The sequence below is a fragment of the Alteromonas nitratireducens genome, from assembly GCF_040812025.1.
Taxonomy (GTDB): Bacteria; Pseudomonadota; Gammaproteobacteria; order Enterobacterales; family Alteromonadaceae; genus Alteromonas; species Alteromonas nitratireducens.
Genome location: NZ_JBFNPK010000007.1, coordinates 56517 through 75803 on the forward strand (window position 1 = coordinate 56517; position 19287 = coordinate 75803).

At 52.4% G+C, this 19287-nt stretch carries 12 protein-coding genes; 9 read left to right on the top strand and 3 right to left on the bottom strand.

Annotation, left to right across the window (positions count from 1 at the left end):
• Window positions 1–85: 85 nt before the first annotated feature.
• The 3 genes from AB1N33_RS08245 to AB1N33_RS08255 all read left to right on the top strand — a co-directional run bounded on the left by AB1N33_RS08245 (window position 86) and on the right by AB1N33_RS08255 (window position 7873).
• Complete coding sequence (locus AB1N33_RS08245; RefSeq protein WP_411271068.1) at window positions 86–2833, top strand: insulinase family protein; 2748 nt, start codon at window positions 86–88, stop codon at window positions 2831–2833.
• A 168-nt stretch (window positions 2834–3001) separates the two neighbouring features.
• On the top strand, window positions 3002–7567 hold the full coding sequence (locus tag AB1N33_RS08250; protein WP_411271069.1) for an EAL domain-containing protein: 4566 nt from the start codon (window positions 3002–3004) through the stop codon (window positions 7565–7567).
• A gap of 141 nt (window positions 7568–7708) precedes the next feature.
• Window positions 7709–7873: a hypothetical protein gene (locus AB1N33_RS08255; RefSeq protein ID WP_411271070.1), complete on the top strand. Its 165-nt coding sequence runs from the start codon at window positions 7709–7711 to the stop codon at window positions 7871–7873.
• A 50-nt stretch (window positions 7874–7923) separates the two neighbouring features.
• On the opposite strand, the gene AB1N33_RS08260 is transcribed toward AB1N33_RS08255, so the two are convergent.
• The 3 genes from AB1N33_RS08260 to fadI form a co-directional block, all read right to left on the bottom strand.
• A complete protein-coding gene (locus AB1N33_RS08260; protein WP_411271071.1) occupies window positions 7924–8121 on the bottom strand; it encodes a hypothetical protein in 198 nt (65 codons plus the stop codon).
• Between the two features lie 179 nt (window positions 8122–8300).
• A complete protein-coding gene (fadJ, locus tag AB1N33_RS08265; protein ID WP_411271072.1) occupies window positions 8301–10454 on the bottom strand; it encodes a fatty acid oxidation complex subunit alpha FadJ in 2154 nt (717 codons plus the stop codon).
• A gap of 1 nt (window position 10455) precedes the next feature.
• Window positions 10456–11766, bottom strand: coding sequence for an acetyl-CoA C-acyltransferase FadI (gene fadI / locus AB1N33_RS08270; protein WP_411271073.1), 1311 nt, complete (start codon window positions 11764–11766; stop codon window positions 10456–10458).
• A 323-nt stretch (window positions 11767–12089) separates the two neighbouring features.
• Between fadI and AB1N33_RS08275 the strand changes: the two genes are divergently transcribed.
• Genes AB1N33_RS08275 through AB1N33_RS08300 form a run of 6 tightly spaced genes read left to right on the top strand, consistent with a single transcriptional unit; the run spans window position 12090 to window position 19249 of the window.
• Entirely contained in the window at window positions 12090–13046 is a 957-nt protein-coding gene (locus AB1N33_RS08275) for an AAA family ATPase (protein WP_411271074.1), read from the top strand.
• A gap of 6 nt (window positions 13047–13052) precedes the next feature.
• The gene (locus AB1N33_RS08280; RefSeq protein ID WP_411271153.1) at window positions 13053–14009 is read left to right on the top strand and encodes a DUF58 domain-containing protein; all 957 of its coding nucleotides are present in this window, start codon (window positions 13053–13055) and stop codon (window positions 14007–14009) included.
• Window positions 14009–14527 (top strand): DUF4381 domain-containing protein, encoded by a 519-nt coding sequence (locus AB1N33_RS08285; RefSeq protein ID WP_411271075.1) that lies wholly within the window; start codon window positions 14009–14011, stop codon window positions 14525–14527. The genes AB1N33_RS08280 and AB1N33_RS08285 overlap by 1 nt, the downstream gene beginning before the upstream one ends.
• Window positions 14520–15542: a vWA domain-containing protein gene (locus AB1N33_RS08290; RefSeq protein WP_411271076.1), complete on the top strand. Its 1023-nt coding sequence runs from the start codon at window positions 14520–14522 to the stop codon at window positions 15540–15542. The genes AB1N33_RS08285 and AB1N33_RS08290 overlap by 8 nt, the downstream gene beginning before the upstream one ends.
• Complete coding sequence (locus AB1N33_RS08295) at window positions 15539–17488, top strand: vWA domain-containing protein (protein ID WP_411271077.1); 1950 nt, start codon at window positions 15539–15541, stop codon at window positions 17486–17488. The genes AB1N33_RS08290 and AB1N33_RS08295 overlap by 4 nt, the downstream gene beginning before the upstream one ends.
• Window positions 17489–19249: a BatD family protein gene (locus AB1N33_RS08300; RefSeq protein ID WP_411271078.1), complete on the top strand. Its 1761-nt coding sequence runs from the start codon at window positions 17489–17491 to the stop codon at window positions 19247–19249.
• The last annotated feature ends 38 nt before the right edge of the window (window positions 19250–19287 follow it).

The following is a 19287-nucleotide window of genomic DNA, read 5'->3' on the forward strand; positions in this document are numbered from 1 at the left end:
TATACTATTGTCGCTACTGTCGTGAGGACGCTTTATCACTGCCCTTCGGGGGGCAGCAACCATTGCCAACCGGAATACACGCACTTTGAGCACAAGCTTCACACAGGACAACACCACATTTTTCACCCTTGCGAACGGTCTTACCGTGATGCTGTGTGAGATGCCTGACGTCACGTCCTGTTATGCGTCGCTGTCGGTCAGAGCCGGACATTTTTATGACCCTGAGCATTGTCAGGGGCTCGCACACCTTCTTGAACACATGATGTTTATGGGCAGTCGGCATCTGCCCCGGCCAAACGGTATTAACGACTTTATTGAAAAACAGGGCGGTTCCGTCAACGCATGGACGGGCACTGAGTACGCCAACTACCACTTTTCGTGCCCGCCTGAGGCAGTAGCGCAAATTCTGCCCGCGTTCGCCGACACCCTGCGCAAGCCGTTAATTGACACGGGAACGATGGAAAATGAAATTCAGTCAATCGACGCGGAATTTCAGTTCAAGCGCAAAGATGATCTGCGACGCCTTTATCAGATCCACAAAGAAACCTGCAATCCTGCGCATCCCTTTGTCAAATTCTCAGTCGGTAATAAGCATACATTCGGGCAACACGCTCCCGCTGACTTACGCGCACAACTTGTTGATTTCCATAACAGATATTACTGTGCAAGTAACATGTGCCTGTGTCTGGTCAGCCCGCTGGCCACCGCAAAGGTCAGGCAGTGGATTAGCGACGGATTCGACAGTTTCACACCGGGCGAACGGGCAGCAAACCAGTGGCCGGCTCTTTACACCCGCAATGAGCTGGGAATAGAAATCGGTATCAGGCCACTTCAGAACGCCCGCCGTCTGATTGTGACCTTTGCCCTGCCCGGCCTGCACAATGAGTTTCGCACCAAACCGCTGAATTACATCAGTCATCTGCTCGGTGACGAGGGTGAAGGCAGCCTGCTCGCGTACCTCAAGAAACAGGGATGGGCCACAAACCTGATTGCCGGTTCTGGCATCGAGGGGGATAACTTTAAAGACTTCAATGTCAGCTTCCAGCTGACTGCCAGGGGCATGAACGCTCGCGAACAGGTATTGCTGGCGCTGTTCGCCTACATTCGTCTGGTTATCCGGTCTGTTGACGAGCCCTGGCGTTACCATGAAAAGGCACAGCTGGCGGCACTGGCTATGCAGTATGATGAAGTCAGTAAGCCGCTGCCACTCATCTGCGACTATGCACAGTACCTGTTTACCTGCACGCCGGATGATATTCTGCAGTTCAGAACGGCCATGGACAGCTTCGATGCCAGCGTAATCCTGGATGCGCTGCAGTATTTCACGCCTCAGAATATGCGTCTGAAAGTGATTGCACCGGATATTGAAACCGATCGTATTTGTGCATTTTATGACGCCCATTATCGGGTGAATCGCTTGTCTGAAGACATGCTGGCCCGTCTGGAACAGGCACCGGATATAGATGCCCTGTCGCTACCTCCTCCTAACCCTTACCTGGGCCAAAATTATCATCTGGTGCTTCCAGAAGCCGGTTACGGCGTCCCTTGCCGCATTATCGACAGCCCCGGACGCCAGTTCTGGTTTGCACAGGATCAGCAGTTCCATTCGCCAAAGGGTGATATTTATATTGCATTTGATATCCCTGCGTTTTGCGGAGCTATAGACGCTATCGCGCTAAAACGTATCTGGCTCGGCGCGATCAACGACTACCTACAGGCAAAATATTACCGCGCTGAGATAGCAGGACTGCATTATCGCATTTATGGCCATCAGGCCGGACTGACTCTGCATACCCGCGGCTTTACTAACCAGCAAACTCTGCTGGCGGAACAGTTGCTTGACGCCATTGCACGGTACATACCCAGTGAAGCTGCGTTCGAGCATCATCAGAATGCACAGCGCCAAAACCTGCAAAATGCCCTGCTGAACAAGCCAACTAACCGGCTGTTCTCCCGACTCAGTGTTCTGATTCAGCGAAATACGCAGGCGCCGGTCGAGCTCATTGATGCAGTCAGCCGGGTCAGCTATACCGACCTGTTATCGGTTCGTGATGCAGCCTTAAGCGAATATTACACAGAGGGACTGATGCACGGTAACTGGTCAGTCGCCCAGGCTGATGAGTTTGCCACGCGCTTTACCACGCTGTGTCCTAATGCGACCGGGTCGCCGCTGCCGCGCTCAGTGTCCCGGTTACCGGCGGGTGAGACCCTGTATCACCGTGTCGACTGCGATCATGATGATGCCGCGGTCATTCTTTATCTGCAGGCTCCGGGCGCCGATGTGACACATACCGCCATGTGCATGCTGCTGGAACAGATGCTAGCTGCGCCGTTTTTTAATGTATTGCGCACCCAACAGCAGCTTGGCTATATCGTCGGTACCGGCTATGTGCCGCATAATCAGCATCCGGGCATGGCGTTTTATGTACAGAGCCCAACCCACGATGCCCGCTCGCTGCTCGAGGCCATGACCAGTTTCCTGTATCAGCAACTGGAAGAAATTGACTTTTATCAGCATTACTGGTCAGTGATTCAGCAAAACCTGCTGAAACAGTTGCAGGAACATGATCTGAATCTGTCGATGAAATCTCAGCGCCTGTGGGTAAGCCTTGGCATCAAAGATGACGCCTTCAATTACAATGCGCAACTGGCGCAGCGTATCAGCAACTTATCATTTACCGATATTCAGGCTTACGCCAACCAGCTCGCACAGCGTCGCTTGTTTGGTGAACTGGTGCTGCATGCGTCGGGGAAATTCAAGCCACTACGTGTTCCCGCGAGTCAGGCAGTGGACGGAATTTCAGCATTTAAGCAGCGCACGCCACTTTTTTGAACAGCCTGTTACATTCGTACACATTTTTTCGTTTCGCAGTGTCCAAATCCACCAAAAATCCCTTGTAGGCCGCGGTCATATTCGGCATATTGGGTATTGGGATTGAAAGGACGCAACCCTCAGGAAAAGCAATTATAATGATAAGGCAAAATGCCGAAGGTGTATTAGGTGCGCGCAACCCTTACCAAACTTGTTGTGGTAATAGGGCTGATGTTGTCTTTTTGTGCAACACTCCCTGCCACAGCGACTGAAATATCTGATATCCGGTTTCTGGAGCTAAACCAGCGTGACGGTTTATCAGAAAACTTTATTTTTGATATCACTGAGGATGAGAAGGGCTATTTATGGTTCGCGACGCTCAATGGCCTTAACCGGTACTCGGGTTATGACATCAAGCAATACTACCCCTCAGATGTTGATTCGTCTTCACTGCCAAGCGGACTGATCACGACCCTGCATATCGACCGGGAAGGAAAACTTTGGGTTGGTACCTATGAAGGCCTGGCGCTGTATCAGCCTGAAACCGATAATTTTCGGGTATATAACAAAGAAAATTCCGCGCTCCGCTCCAACTTTATCCTGAAAATTGTCACAGATACCGATGGCAATTTACTGCTTGCCGACAATGCTTATCTTTATACCGTAAATATTGCCACCGGCGAACTCAGTCTGTTAACCGAAACCCGCATACCGGCCAACACCCGTGCACTGCTACCTGAGAAAAACCGTATATGGATTGGTACCGCGAATGAAGGTGCCGATGGCGGTTTTATCTACAGTAAAACGGAGGATATTCTTTACCCTCTCAATGAAGTGAACCCGTGGGGATATTATCTGTCTGCAGGTAACATCCGGGATATTAAAATTATTGGCGGAAAATACTGGCTGGGCAGCGAAAAAGGTGTCCATGTTATCTCTGTTGATGCTGAAGACAATTTGCAGATTGGCAAGTCTGCTCTAGGGACGACAAAAGATCCGAAAGTATCATCCATCATTACATTCAAAGATGAAATTTGGCTCGGTTCTGATCAAGGACTCTTTGTGCTCCCTCTATCAATAGTCGACGGGAAACCATTAGACGAGTCCCTCATTACAAAGATAAATGCGAACTTTTCCCATTTAACCGGGCTGACAAGGCAATTTATTCAGAAAGTGCAAAAGGATTCTACCGGCGGAGTTTGGGTTGGGACAGATCAGGGCGTCTTTCGCTATCACCCGCTTCTGAATATGGTTCGTTTATTTTCAACACAGGAAGAGTTTCAACAGGTCAAGTCAGGGGCGATGGTATGGGGACTTGCAGAAGATAAACATAATGACGTCTGGTTTGTTACCCAAAACGATGGACTTGGAAAATATAACCCGAAAACTGGTACTGTGCGCTATTTCCCGCCACTGAATATTGATGGTAACCCTCTGATGTATTGGGACATTATCATTGACCAGTATGACCGGATGTGGGTTGCTTCTTCTCGTGGTATACAGTTATTCAGTATTGCCGATGATGACCTGACGCATCTTGAAACATTCTTTCCGGATTCTCTGGTCGATTATATTTATTACGATGGACAGAAACTGTGGTTGTGGGATGACCAGCATGGGCTCACATCAGTACGGACCGGCTTTTATCTGGATTACAAACATACTGGAAATGACGGGCAATTTATTACCCGCCATGAAGTCGCCTCAGATCTCGGTATCTTCGTCCCTTTATTCACGGATGAGAATGGCCGCCTGTGGCTGACGGATAAAGAAAAAATTAGCCTTTACGATGAACAAAAGAAGCAGATCGTGAGGCAACTGGGTGAAGAACAAGGCATAAAATCGCTCGCTATTAACGTGTATGAAACTGCCAGCAATTACTGGCTGACGACCCGCTCTGACGGCGTACTCAAACTCAACAAGCGCACTTTAAAGGTAGAGGACAAGCAGGTGCGCGACGACAATAACGGTTTTATATACTCGTCTGAAGGCGTAGGGGACGCTATCTGGTATGGGGATAACGTCGGTATTCACCGGGTCAGTTTATCTAGTCTTATGATTACCGAAAGTTTTTCACCTGAGCAGTTGAATTACAACACGCTAAATGAAAGCGCTGTACTTCGTCTATCTAATGGTGACGTGATATTCGGCGGCAGCAATGGGTTTAACCGTATCTCCACCGATGTCGAATTGGTCACCAATGACGCCACGACGAAAACTCGCCCCCCGGAACTTTTCAAGTTTACGATTTTTGGTGAGAAAAACTCGGCAGACGATAATAATCAGGAAGCGGACCGCACTATCACCTCTACCCGCACCAGTAACATTACCTACGTCGACAATAGGGCTATTCAGTACAACGAATCACGTTTTAGTATCTCGTTTGGACTAATCAACCCGCTCTTCCCCAGTGCCGTTCAGTACCGTTACCGACTCAGCGGCTATGATGACAAGTGGACTATGGCAGAGGACAGCCGCACTGCGCAGTTTAACAGCATCAGTTTTGGTCAGTATGTGTTTGAGGTCCAGGCCAAGGCGAACGGCCAGGCGTGGTCAGACAGCCGGACACTGACCATTGATATTGGTCGCCCACCCTGGCTGCACTCGGCGGCACTCGGCTTCTATGCGCTGGTACTGACCGTGGTGCTGATCTATGTGATACGCCAGTATCAGATCCGCAAATCAAGTCAGCAGGCCATTCAGGAGTCAGAAGAACGGCTTAAACTGACCCTGTGGAGTTCAGGTGACGAGTTATGGGACTGGGACGTGTACCGCGGGCAAGTCTATCGCGCGAATACCTGGGGCACCATTGACTTCCCGCAGGACGACATCCGGACTAACGGCGCGTATGAAGCGAATATCCACCCGAATGATATTGTGCGCGTTCAGGAATCATTGCGGGCCCATCTTGACGGTAAGACCGACTTCTACGAACTGGCTTATCGCGCCAAAACATTTAAGAACCAATGGATTTGGGTGCTTGACCGCGGCAAGGTGGTACAGCGGGACCATAACAATCAGCCGGTACGAATGACCGGCACCCTGAAAAATATCCATCACCTGAAAGAAGCCGAAGAGCAACTGAATCTGTTTAAACGCTCTATCGAAAACATTTCGGAAGGCGTGTTCATTACTAACACCCAGTTTAAGTTTATCTCGGTCAATAATGCCTACTGCAAGTACACGGGTGAAACCCGCGATCAGGCGCTGGCAAGTTACATGTATTTCCATCAGTACCCTGACGCCTTTACCGAGGAAATTAAGAAAACCCTGAAGAGCAAAGGGAACTGGTCGGGCGAAGTAGAATCGGTGCGCGTGAATGGTGAGCGTTACGAGATGGAGCTGAACATCGATGCGGTGCATGACGAAGACGGTAAAATCAGTCATTTCGTTGGCGTCTTCTCTGATATCACGTCACGTAAGAGCACTGAAAAGGAACTGCTGAAGCTGGCCAACACCGATCCGCTGACAGAATTGCCCAACCGCTCGTTCTTCCAGGCCAGCCACCAGAACCTGGTGCGCAAGGCCATACCACACACTCTGCTGTGTCTGGACATGGACAACTTCAAAAAAATTAACGACTCACTGGGTCACCAGACCGGCGATATTCTGATTAAGCAGATTGCCAAACGCCTGCAGCGCATTACCGGTAAAGATGCTACCTGTTATCGTCTGGGTGGCGATGAGTTTAGTATCCTGATGGAAGAATACAGCGACATTCACGCGATCACCCACTATGCACAGAATATGCTGGACAGCCTGTCCCGTCCCTTTGTGATCAACAAGCAGGAATTTGTGCTGGGAGCCAGTATCGGTATCGCCTTTTATCCTGAGGATGGCACGACGCCGCAGGAACTGCTGAAAAATGCGGACACTGCCATGTACTTCGCAAAAAACAACGGCGGCAACAGTTATCAGTTCTTTAGCGGTGAAATGAACCAGAATGCCGTCAGACAGCTACAGATAGAAAACCTGATCCGTCAGGGTATCAAAGACGACCTGTTTACAGTCTATTACCAGCCGAAAGTCGACATTACTACCGGCAAGCTGGTCAGCATGGAAGCCCTGGTCCGGTTTGAACACCCTCACAAGGGTATTGTCAGCCCGGGACAATTTATCCCGCTGGCAGAGCAGACCGGCCAGATTATTGATATTGGTGAGCAGGTATTGCGCAAGGCTTGTGCAGACACAAAGCGCTGGGTTAGTCAGGGACTGTTTACCGGACGGGTCGCCGTCAACATATCTGCCAAGCAGTTTGAGTTACCCGACCTTGACGAACGTATTCTGAAAATTTTAAGTGAAGTGGGTCTGTCTCCCCTTCATCTTGAATGTGAAATTACCGAAGGCACGCTGATGGAAAATCCGGAAGCCGGCCTGCAAATGATGGAACGGCTGCGCGAGCGCGGTATTCACCTGGCGCTGGATGATTTTGGTACCGGTTATTCGTCATTGGCGTACCTGAAACGCTTCCCGCTCAACACGCTGAAAATAGATAAAGCCTTTATCGATGATATTGCGCACAGCAGTGTGGACCGGCATATGGCGGCAGCCATCATTAATATTGCCCATAACCTTGGCCTTAAAGTGGTGGCTGAAGGGGTGGAACATGAAGAGCAGCTGACCATTCTTCGTCGCTATGACTGTGAGATGCTGCAGGGCTTCCTGTACTCCAAACCTATTAACGCTGAGCGCTTTGAAAAATTACTCGACGAGAACCACCAGCTGCACACGCTTATCTCCCACAATCCGCAGTGACGGAATCCCGTCACTGCGCTGTAAGTCACTGTAAATAAAGATATTTCCTTTTTGGCACGTAACGTGCAACACAATCAGTAACCGGCACATTCCTTGACAGTCGGTTTTGTTTGTTTGTTCAAAAAATCAGAGGAAATTAAGATGTTAAAAGAATACGCAGTCGCACTTGTACTTTCGACCGCTACGCCGGTAGCTGCTGATAAGCAAGAAGGTGTTAAGGCACCTGAGAAGCAGAAAGAAACCGTTACTCAGCCTGAAGGTTACCGTCCGAAGAGTGGTCATGGCGGCCTGGGTTCTGGCTGGTAATATCGATTTTCCAGCAGTTTTCTGAAAAGAGAGGAAGCCCCTCTCTTTTTTTATGCCTGGATGACCAGGTTATTGAAACCGGCAGCACGACGCCACTGCACATGGCGCTGGATAGAAAACAGGGGTAACAGGAACGGACCCATTAAAAGACCGGCAAGCGCCCACATGCGCGCATTCATCCCCCAGCGAAAGGCTTCGACATAATAATAAACGCTGCTTAAAAAAGCACAGAACACCAGTAACAACATTATTTCCACTCTTTGTGCATTTTTTGACATCAAGCTGATGATACAGCGCCAAAAAAATGACAAGCCATATTCATCGATGGCGATGGATTGTACTTATCGATGGTCAATAAACAAGCAATTTTGAGCGTTTTATATAAAAAAACCGGGCAAAGCCCGGTTTTTTACAATTTATTTACGCTTCAGTAAAACTTCTGATCATTTTCTGCCATTCTGACCAGGCATTCCGCAGGCGCGAACTTATCACCTACCGTACCGGCATAGTAATTAAGACGCTCGACAACATGGGCAATACCGAGACTGTCCATGTAGCGGAATGGCCCACCAAGGAACGGCGGGAAGCCAATACCAAAGATAGCGCCAATATCGCCGTCCCGGGCGTTTCTGATCACGCCTTCATCAAGACAGCGGGCAGCCTCATTCAGCATCATCAGAACACAGCGCTCTGCGACATCCTTTTCACTGCGGGAAGACGAAGGAGTGAGACCCAGCAGGGTATAGATACTCTCGTCCACTTCCTTACCCGGCTTTTTCCCTTCATACAGGTAGAAGCCTTTCTTATTCTTCTTGCCTTTACGCCCATCATTGAGCACTTTGTCAAAGGCTCCAGGAGCGGTGAAACGGTCACCAAACGCTTCCACCAGGAACGGAATGATCTTGGTGCCAACATCAATACCCACTTCATCCAGCAATTTCACCGGACCAACCGGGAAACCGAATTTCACCAGCGCTTTATCGATATGCTCAATTGGCTCACCGGCAAGGATAAGACTGGCGGCTTCGTTCATGTAAGGCGCAAGAATACGATTTACATAGAAACCCGCGCCATCTTTAACGACAACCGGCGTTTTCCCCTGCTTACGGGCGAACTCTACTGTGGTTGAAATCACTTCATCAGACGTTTTATCGTGCGCGATAACCTCTGCAAGAGGCATTTTGTCGACCGGCGAGAAGTAATGCAGACCGATAACATTCTCGGGACGAGCCGCTTTTTCTGCAATCTGGGTAATTGGAATAGAAGACGTGTTAGACGCAAATACCGTCGATGGCTGACAATGCGCTTCAATGTCTGCAACCATTTTTTGCTTCAGACCAAGATCTTCAAATACCGCCTCTACCACAATATCCATGTCTTTGTAGCCAGAATAATCCAGCGTACCGGTCAGCAGCGAGATCTGCTTTTGCATCTCTGACTTGCGCATAAAACGACGTTTCACTTTTTTATTGAGCAGGTCATAGCTGTACTTGATGGCATTGGCAATGCCTTCTGGCTGGATGTCCTTGATACGGACAGGAATACCGGCTTTCGTGGCGGTGACAAAGGCAATGCCTCCCCCCATCAGACCACCACCCAGCACACCGGCCTTTTTCACTTTGCGCGGTTCAACACCTTCAACCCCACGCTCTTTTTTCATTTCTGTCGTGGCAAAGAAGATCTGGCGCAGCTGATACGACTCCGGCGTCATCACAAGCTTACCAAACGCTTGTGCTTCCGCTTTCAGCCCCGCTTTCATGCCATCGCTCATGCCGGTTTCAATAACATCAATGATGTAACCTGGCGCCGGATAGTTGCCTTTGGTTTTGCGCATTGTCTGTTCACGCGCCTTCCTGAACAGGAAGCTTCTGCCCGGGCCTGTGGTTTCGAGCAACTTGTTAACCAGCCCTTTCTGCGGAGCTTCACGCTGAGGTTTAGGTTTCAGGGCGAATTGCTCGGCTACTTTCATCAGTACGCTGTAAGGCACCATATCGTCAACAATGCCGTATTTCTTGGCCTGTTTCGCACGTGCTGGTGCGCCTGTGAGCATCATTTTCATTGCCTGCTGAATGCCAATCAGGCGCGGCAGACGCTGGGTTCCACCACTGCCGGGTAACAGTCCCAGTTGCACTTCTGGCAGACCCAGTTGGGTAATGCTCGCATCGCTGCAAATACGGTAGTGACAGGCCAGTGCCAGTTCCAGGCCACCGCCCAGAGCAGGACCGTGGATTGCTGCAACAAAGGTCGGACGCATAGCTTCGATACGGTCGAAAATTGCCTGACCGCCAGCGGCAATTGTTTCGGCGTCTTCTGCCGTTTTACAGGCCGCCAGCATAGAAATATCGGCCCCCGCAACAAATGAGCTGGCTTTGCCACTTGCCAGCACAACACCTTTAATACCCGGGTCCGCCTCGATTTCATCCAGCATCTGCGAGATTTCATCGGCGAAGGCCTGCTTCAGGGTATTCATCGATTCACCAGGGACATCCATGGTCAGAATCGCCACGCCATTATCCTGGCGGGTAAGCGTAAACGCGCCGGAGCTTGCCGCTACGGCATTTTCAGTCTTTTCCTGGCTCATTTTATTCAGTCTCCACAATCATGGCTGCACCCAAACCACCAGCTGCACAAGCGGTAAGCAGGCCTGTTCCACCGCCGCGGCGATGCAGTTCATTCAGCATTTGCGTGATCATCCGGGTTCCCGTTGCAGCAAAGGGGTGTCCATAGGCAATAGAGCTACCCATGACATTAAATTTGTCCATATCAATCTCACCGGTTGCTTTATCCCGGCCAAGCTTTTCTTTGGCAAATTTATCGCTTGCGAACATCTTAACGTTGGCCAGCGTCTGCGCTGCAAAGGCTTCATGCATTTCAATCAGCGTCAGGTCATTCAGCGTCATACCTGCACGGTCAAGGGCAACAGGTGTCGCATAGGACGGTCCCATCAGCATATCTTCCCACACATCAATAGCGCTGAACGCATAGCTTTTAATGTAGCCAAGCGGGGTGTAACCCAGTGCTTTGGCACGCGATTCTGTCATCATCAGCACCGCAGACGCACCGTCGGTCAGCGGTGTCGCATTGGCAGCAGTAACCGAACCGTATTTTTTGTCAAACACCGGACGCAGTTTGGCGTAGCTCTCAAGTTTACTGTCAAAACGAATGTTGTTATCCCGGTCCAGCGCGCCCTTGTACGGCTCGGCATAGGCAGTCATAACCTCATTGGCGAGCTTACCCTCTTCCCAGCTTTGGGCCGCCAGAGAGTGTGAGCGATGGGCCAGTTTGTCCTGTTCTTCACGGGTAATTTGATGCGATTTCGCCATCTGCTCCGCGGTATCGCCCATCGACAGACCGGTCGAATATTCTGCCACGGCCGGCGGTACCGGCATCAGATCTTTCAGTCCCAGTTTTTTGATGATGTTCCACTTCTGTCCAAAGGTTTTGGCTTTCTGAAGGTCAACCAGCGCACGGGCCAGCTTTTTTGACACACTGATGGGCGAGACGGATGTTGAATCTGCGCCGCCAGCAATACCAACCTGAATATTCCCGGCCATCATGGCTTCGGCAATACTGACCGTTGACTGGAAACTGGTGGCACAGGCGCGCGACACGCTGTAAGCGTCCGTGTGCACGTTCATACCGGTGCCCAGTACAATTTCGCGGGCAATGTTCGGCGCTTCCGGCATCTGTACAACCTGACCATATACAACCTGGTCAACCCAGGCAGGATCAACACCGTGGCGCACCATCAATTCATTTACGACCATTTTGCCGAGATCGACGGCAGGCACACCATGAAAGTACGTCGCCATTTTCGCAAACGGAGTTCGTAACCCCGCAACGATCGCTATGCGATCACCCTCTCGGGTTGTAACAGTTTGTTTTGTCGCCATAAAGCACCTGATTAAATGCCACCGCTAAGTGGTCTGACCTGTAAAGTAGGAGGAGATTTTTACAAACAATGAACAAAATAGCAAATTCCCCGCGCCCCCGACTATCCCGAGTATAGGAAATAACTGATACGCCTGTCGGTGAAACCATCAGGTACTGCGTTCTGAACGTGCACGTTGCCGACAAACCAGGGGTTTGCGACTTATCGTGCGGTTGGTTAACTTGGTCGACTTGATATCCTGTTCAGGGAACCATATATGATGTTGGAAGTCAGTAAGGCATTCACTTTTTAATAATAATTACGACGTAACGGGATGTAACGACCATGTCAGCAGAGCAGTTTCAGCATTTGCACGCCTATCTTGATTCTCAAATCATTGGCCAGCGGGCACTGACGAAAAGCCTTTTGATCGCCCTTCTGGCCGACGGCCACCTGCTTGTAGAGGGCCCGCCCGGACTGGCAAAAACCCGCGCAATTAATGCACTGGCCAACGGCATGGATGGCGATTTTCATCGCGTTCAGTTCACACCGGACCTGCTGCCTGCGGATTTAACCGGCACCGACATTTACCGTCCGGAAACCGGCGAGTTCGTTTTCCAGAAGGGTCCCTTATTTCACAATCTCGTGCTTGCCGACGAGATAAATCGCGCCCCGGCAAAAGTGCAGTCGGCACTGCTTGAAGCTATGGCAGAACGTCAAATTACGGTAGGCAACAAGACCTATCCTCTGCCCTCGCTGTTTCTTGTTATGGCGACCCAGAACCCGCTTGAGCAGGAAGGCACATACCCGTTGCCCGAAGCGCAGCTTGACCGCTTTCTGATGCACGTAGAAATTAACTATCCGGGCGCCGAGACCGAGCTGGACATTCTGCGATTAACCCGCGATGAGGCGTTATCTGCAACGCCGGTATCGCCGCCACAACTGTCGCAGCAGGATATTTTTTCTGCCAGACAATCCGCCTTGTCGCTGCATATGGCTCCTGAACTGGAAACGTATCTTGTGCAGTTGATTGTTGCTACACGTGAACCTGCCGCGGTCAGTCAGGACATGGCTGAGTGGATTGAGTTTGGCGCCAGTCCCCGTGCCACCATCAGTCTGGACCGGTGTGCCCGGGCGCATGCGTGGCTCTCCGGGCGTGACTTTGTCGGTCCGGATGACATTCAGGCGGTGTTTCATAATGTGTTGCGCCACCGGATTATTCTCTCGTATCAGGCTGAAGCACAGGGGATCACGGTAAACAGTGTCCTCGATACTATTCTGGCAAATGTCGCTGTTCCCTAGACCATGATGCAGACAATTTCCCAACAGCTCAGCCTGTTACAAAGTAACGGGGTTGCGTTGACGGTCAGTGAACTGTTGCGCTATCAACAGTTGACGCGTTTGCTTGACTTGTCACCCCGTCGGCAGCCCCAGGCAAAACTGGCCGGCAGCTACCTGAGCCGGCACAAGGGCCGTGGCATGGAGTTTGACGAGGCTCGTCACTACCAGCCGGGTGACGATATTCGCGCCATTGACTGGCGGGTCACGGCACGCACGGGAAAAACCCACACCAAGGTGTATCGGGAGGAACGCGAGCGCCCGGTGTTTCTGCTCTGTGATTTCTCTTCGTCGATGCAATTTGGCACCCGGCTGCTGACAAAAGCAGTGCAGGCCGCCCACACGGCAGCTCTGATCAGCTGGTCAGCCGCCGCCCGTGGCGATAAGGTGGGCGCACTGCTGTTTGCAAACGACCAGCATCGTGAATGTCGTCCATTGTCACGCAAACGCGCCGTACTGACGATTTGTCATGAACTGCTTAATATTCACGCGGCGGCAATGAAACAACCCACCCCGTCGGACAGCTCCGCCGCCTTCGAGGATGCCTGTGCGCGGGCAAGGCGTCTTGCCCGTCCGGGCAGTCTGGTGTATCTGATTTCTGACTTTCAGCATATGAGCGATATGGCCTGTCAGCATCTCAGTCATATGGCCCGCCACTGTGAAGTGCGGGCGGTACTGATTAGTGATCCGCTGGAACATACACTGCCCGACGCCTCCACCCTGCAGCCGGTGAACGTGACTGATGGTCTGAAAGAGCAAACCTGGTTACTTGGCGACAGTCGTGCGCAAACGCAGTATGCAACGTGGCGGGAACAGACGCTGACAGACATTCGCGACAGATTATCCCGCTACGGTATCAGTTTTTCTTCGGTGTCGGCCGGACTGCCCCTCGATGAACAGATCCAGGTCATGAGGAGACAGCACTGATGCAGGGTATGCCGCAGACTGATCCACTGGCACAACTCAACCCGGTTATCACCCCACAGACGGTGTCCGCCTGGCCATTGTCGTGGGGATGGTGGGTACTGATCGTAATCGCGGTAGTGATTGTTGCCGCCGTTGCCATCGGGTTATGGCGAAAATACCGTATGAACCGCGCGCGCCGCACCGCACTGTCGTTGTTATCATCGGTCAGCGCCGAGAGTCAGGACTGGCCGGCACGGCTTGACCAGTTGCTGAAACGAACTGCGCTGAGTTACTTTCCTCAGGCAGACGCTGCGGCGTTGCATGGCCCGGCATGGCAGGCATTCCTGTTAGAAAGTGTCAGTGCGCGTCACCGGGAAAAAATACAGGACGGCCTGCGCCTTCTTGCACAGCAGCGTTATCGCCCGCAGGTACAAGCGACGGCGTTTGAAACGTGTCAGACGGCCTGCAAACACTGGCTTAAACATGCCCGTCTCCCCTCACCTCCGGCGACTGCGAAGACAGGAGGTACGCATGTTTGAGTTTGCCTGTTGGTGGGCGCTTTTGGCCCTGCCAGCCCCCTTTCTGGTTCGCCTTCTGCCTGCCAGAGACAGTGCTACCGGCGCCGCGCTGCGTGTACCCGCGCTGAACCCGCACCATACCGAACTGACCGCAAAACCGAAGGCAACATTGCCGCTACGCGGGCTGATTATCTGGCTTATCTGGCTTTGTCTGGTGGTTGCCGCTGCACGCCCACAATGGCTGGGCGAGCCCGTCAGTATCCCCAGTGAAGCACGTGAGATGATGCTGGCGGTAGATTTGTCCGGCAGCATGAAAATTGATGATATGGAGCTTAACGGACGCAGCGTTAATCGACTGACCATGACCAAGCAGGTGCTTTACGACTTTATTCAGCGCCGCGTTGGCGACCGCCTGGGCCTGATATTGTTTGCTGATACCGCCTATTTACAGGCGCCACTGACGTTTGATCGGGATACCGTAGCAACATTGCTTGATGAGGCCGTGATTGGACTGGTGGGAGAACAGACCGCGATAGGCGATGCCATTGGCCTGGCGGTGAAACGGTTTGATCAGAAAGAAAGCTCCAATAAAGTGCTGATCCTGCTCACCGACGGACAAAATACGGCCGGCAGCATCACACCAGAGCAGGCTCAGGAATTGGCTGTCGACAAAGGCGTGACGGTCTACACTATCGGCGTAGGTGCCGACCAGATGGTCGTACGCAGCCTGTTTGGCAGTCAGCGAATCAACCCCTCACAGGAACTGGATGAAACCATGCTGACAGAGATTGCCCGTGCAACGGGCGGTCAGTACTTCCGGGCCCGGGATGTTAACGAGCTGGAGGCCATTTACACCCGTCTCGATGCGCTTGAACCGATTGAGGGAGAAAGCCGTAAAATGCGACCGCTAAGTGCCCTGTTTTATTATCCGTTAGGCGTTGCCCTGCTGCTTAGCGCCCTGCTTGCGCTTATCCCGGTAATGACACAATGGACACGACAACTGGCGGGAAGATTCAGGAGGGGGAAAGCAGCATGAATGAATTTCTGACGCACTTTCACTTTCTTCGTCCGGGCTGGCTAATTGCGCTACTGCCTCTGGCCTTATTGCTGTGCGCGCTGTTCATTGTCCGGCGCAATCAGTCTGGCTGGCAGTCGGTGATCCCGCATCACCTGTATCAGTTTATGATCAAAGGGACACAGTCGGTTCAGCGCAAACCACCGCTTGGGCTGCTTGGACTAGGCTGGCTGATCGCAACTCTGGCGCTGGCAGGCCCTACCTGGCAGAAGTTACCGCAGCCGGTATTTCAACTGAAACGTGGCCATGTGGTGGTGATTGATATGTCGCTTTCAATGCGGGCAACGGATGTAACACCGGATCGTCTGACCCGCGCCAAATACAAGGCAATTGATCTGGTTAATCAGTTGGGAGAAGGCGAAACCGGACTGATCGCTTACGCAGGCGATGCCTTTGTGATCAGCCCTCTGACCGAAGATGCGGCAACCATTACGGCCCTGTTGCCTTCGCTGCGCCCGGAAATCATGCCGGTTGCCGGCAGCGATCCCCTGCTGGGCATTCAGTCGGCAGCCGAACTGCTGACCAATGCGGGCTATCAGAAGGGCGATATTTTCTGGCTGACCGATGGGATTGAGCCCGACCAGGTAAGTGAACTGCAAAATTATATCTCCGGCCTGCCCTACACGGTCAGCGTGCTCGGCGTTGGCACCGCAGAAGGCGCCCCGGTCAAACAGTTAAACGGGGAATTACTGAAAGACAGAACCGGCAGCATTGTGATCCCGCGTCTGCAGGCGTCAGCGCTTGAGCGCCTGGCCAGTGCTGGTAATGGCATCTATTCCCCGCTTAGCGCAGACGACCGCGACATCACGGCACTGACAGCATTGTCACTGACCGACCGTGAAGCGGAAGAAACCGAGAGCGAGGACAATCAGGGCGATGCATGGAAAGAAGCCGGTCCCTGGCTGGTGCTGATGTTGTTGCCACTGGCAGCATATGGGTTTCGACGCGGCCTGTTGTTTTGTGTTGCACTACTGACCCTTGGCCTGAACAGCGCAGATCCCGTCATGGCGCAGGAGAATGCGCCGGACACACAATCAGGCTATCAGCCGCCCACCTGGTGGCAGCAACCCTTCATGAATGACGATCAGACAGGCAAAGCAGCCTATGACCAGAAGGCGTACCGTGACGCGGCCGCGACATTCGCAGATCCGCTCTGGCGGGGCGCATCACTGTATGAAGCCGGCGACTATGAGGCTGCACTCGACGCATTCCGACAGTCAGACAGTGTTGAGGCCACCTACAATCAGGGGAACGCCCTCGCCAGACTGGGCAAACTGGATGACGCGATTGCAGCTTATGACGATGTCCTTCGCCGACAGCCTGACCACACTGCAGCCGCAGAAAACAAAGCGCTGCTCGAACAATTAAAATCGCAGCAGCAAAATAATCAGGATAACCAGAATCAGCAGGATCCGTCTGATAACAGTGACAATGGATCGTCGCAGGACAATGCGTCACAAAGTAACGGTTCCCAGAACAGTGGTTCGCAGAACAGCGGCGACCAAAGCAGCGGCAGCCAAAACAGTGACGGAAATAACACGGCGCCTGAGCAAGGCAACAAGCCGCCTTCAGCTGCTGATGATAACCGGCAGCAGGTTCCTCAGTCATCAGCGCAGTCACAGCAGGGTAGCGAATCTGACCCCGTCACAGATGACGCTCAGGCCGATACGCAGTCCATGCCAGCTGCCACTGAGCCGTCTTTGGACGATGATTCTGCTGCAGCGCCTCGTGACGCGACGGCCGCTGGAACCGAAATGACAGATGAAGAGCGGGAGGCGCAGCAGCGGCTGGACAACCTGATGCGACGGGTGCCTGATGATCCTGCTTTCTTGCTAAAAAGGAAAATGCAGTTGGAGGCGCAGAAACGACAGCGCCAGCGGCTGCCTGCAAACCGGAGAGACTGGTAAATGAGAACGCTCGTAGTATTCGTACTCACACTGTTGTTAACAGCGCATGCAGCGGCAGAGATTACCGCGCTGACAGCGTCCGTTGATAAGAATCCTGCCATGCTGGATGAGGCGATTCGTCTCACCGTGACGGCAGAGGGCGACGCACCGCGTGACGCATTTGACAGCTCGGCCCTGCTCGGAGACTTTGTCGTTGGGCGAACCTCGGTTAGCACACAAACCTCCATTGTTAACTTTGACACGACCAAAACCACCACCTGGACCACCACCCTGTTCCCGCGGAATACCGGCACATTTACCATTGAGCCATTTACTATTGAAGGTAAGCAGACCGATCCGATCACCGTGACCGTAATCCCGGTATCTCAAAGTAAGGGGGAAGAAGCGCGCGATTACTTTGTCGAGACTGACGTCGCTGAGCAGGATGTTTTCCTGCAGCAGCAAATTTATTACACAGCAAAACTTTATCTTGCCACCAGCATTGAGCGTGGCAGTCTTCAGGCGCCAACCATGCCAAACGCCGACATTCGTCAGCTTGGTGATGACAAACAATATACCGATATCAAGAACGGCAAACGCTATCAGGTTATCGAACGGCGTTTTGCTATCGTACCTCAGGCATCTGGCGAATTTACCATTCGCGGGCCGGTATTTACCGGCGAAGTACTTGGTGCTGATCCCGGCCAGCGTTTTGGTTTTTTCAACCGCACACGCGAAATCAGTCGGATAGGTCCGGATATTGTTGTCAATGTTGCTCCTATCCCGGACGACGTTACGGGACACTGGCTGCCCAGCGAACTGGTGCGCATTGATGAAGAATGGCCGAAGGGCGAACGTTACCGCGTTGGTGAACCTGTAACCCGGGTTCTGACACTCACTGCCATCGGTGTCGTTGAAGAGCAGTTGCCGGAGCTGCCCTCGCATTATCCTCCTGGCTTTAAGCTCTACCCCGACCAGGCCTCCACCACGACGGTGGAAAAGGACAATAACCTGATTGCCCAGCGCAAAGAATCACTGGCTATTATTCCAACCAAAGCGGGCAATTTTGTATTGCCAGAGGTAACGGTTCCCTGGTTTAACGTGATGACGAAAAAGGTCGAATACGCGACGTTACCAGCACGCAGCATTCGGGTGGAACCCGCCGCATCTTCCACGGAGCGCCAGACACAGCCCGGTGCGCCGACAGACATTGCGCAAACAAAGACGCCTGCACAACCGGCTACCGATACCACAGCATCGCCGTTGACTGAGCCAGGCAGTGACAAGCCGGCAGACTCCACAACCGTGTTGGTGTTATCGGTTGCGCTGGCGTTTTGTGTGGCGGGCTGGCTGGTCACCGTGGTGTATTATCGCCGGCAGCGCAGCGCACCGGCAGTGCGACAGCCCCTGTCCGGAGGCACAGCGAATCACCATGAGCGTACGCATTACAACAGTCTGCTTGCCTGTATTGACCAGCGCGATGCGGCCGCGGCATCACGGGCGCTGTCGGCCTGGATGCAAAGCCTGACACCCAACAGCGTTTCTGCGACGCAGCCAGGCGACCTGCAAGCAACGCAGGCGCTGCAGCCGTTCCTTAACCAGCTGCAGGCAGCGAGATTCAGTCCGCATGCAGAAGGGTCCGCTTTCGACTGGCCAACGTTTAAGCAAACAGTCGAAAATGCGCGGAATGCCTTGTTTGACAAGACAAGTGGCCGGGCATTTGCACTTAAACCTTTATACCCTGATCAACGCGAGTTTGCTGACAGCGAACCGTCGCGGTAGCAAAACAACAATAGTGGCATCAAGTCACATGACATAAT

Coding starts and splice junctions, on each gene's coding strand:
- AB1N33_RS08255 (WP_411271070.1), top strand. CDS start 7,709: ATGTTAAAAGAATACGCAGTCGCACTTGTACTTTCGACCGCTACGCCG.
- AB1N33_RS08260 (WP_411271071.1), bottom strand. CDS start 8,121: ATGTTGTTACTGGTGTTCTGTGCTTTTTTAAGCAGCGTTTATTATTAT.
- fadJ (WP_411271072.1), bottom strand. CDS start 10,454: ATGAGCCAGGAAAAGACTGAAAATGCCGTAGCGGCAAGCTCCGGCGCG.
- fadI (WP_411271073.1), bottom strand. CDS start 11,766: ATGGCGACAAAACAAACTGTTACAACCCGAGAGGGTGATCGCATAGCG.
- AB1N33_RS08275 (WP_411271074.1), top strand. CDS start 12,090: ATGTCAGCAGAGCAGTTTCAGCATTTGCACGCCTATCTTGATTCTCAA.
- AB1N33_RS08280 (WP_411271153.1), top strand. CDS start 13,053: ATGCAGACAATTTCCCAACAGCTCAGCCTGTTACAAAGTAACGGGGTT.
- AB1N33_RS08285 (WP_411271075.1), top strand. CDS start 14,009: ATGCAGGGTATGCCGCAGACTGATCCACTGGCACAACTCAACCCGGTT.
- AB1N33_RS08290 (WP_411271076.1), top strand. CDS start 14,520: ATGTTTGAGTTTGCCTGTTGGTGGGCGCTTTTGGCCCTGCCAGCCCCC.
- AB1N33_RS08295 (WP_411271077.1), top strand. CDS start 15,539: ATGAATGAATTTCTGACGCACTTTCACTTTCTTCGTCCGGGCTGGCTA.
- AB1N33_RS08300 (WP_411271078.1), top strand. CDS start 17,489: ATGAGAACGCTCGTAGTATTCGTACTCACACTGTTGTTAACAGCGCAT.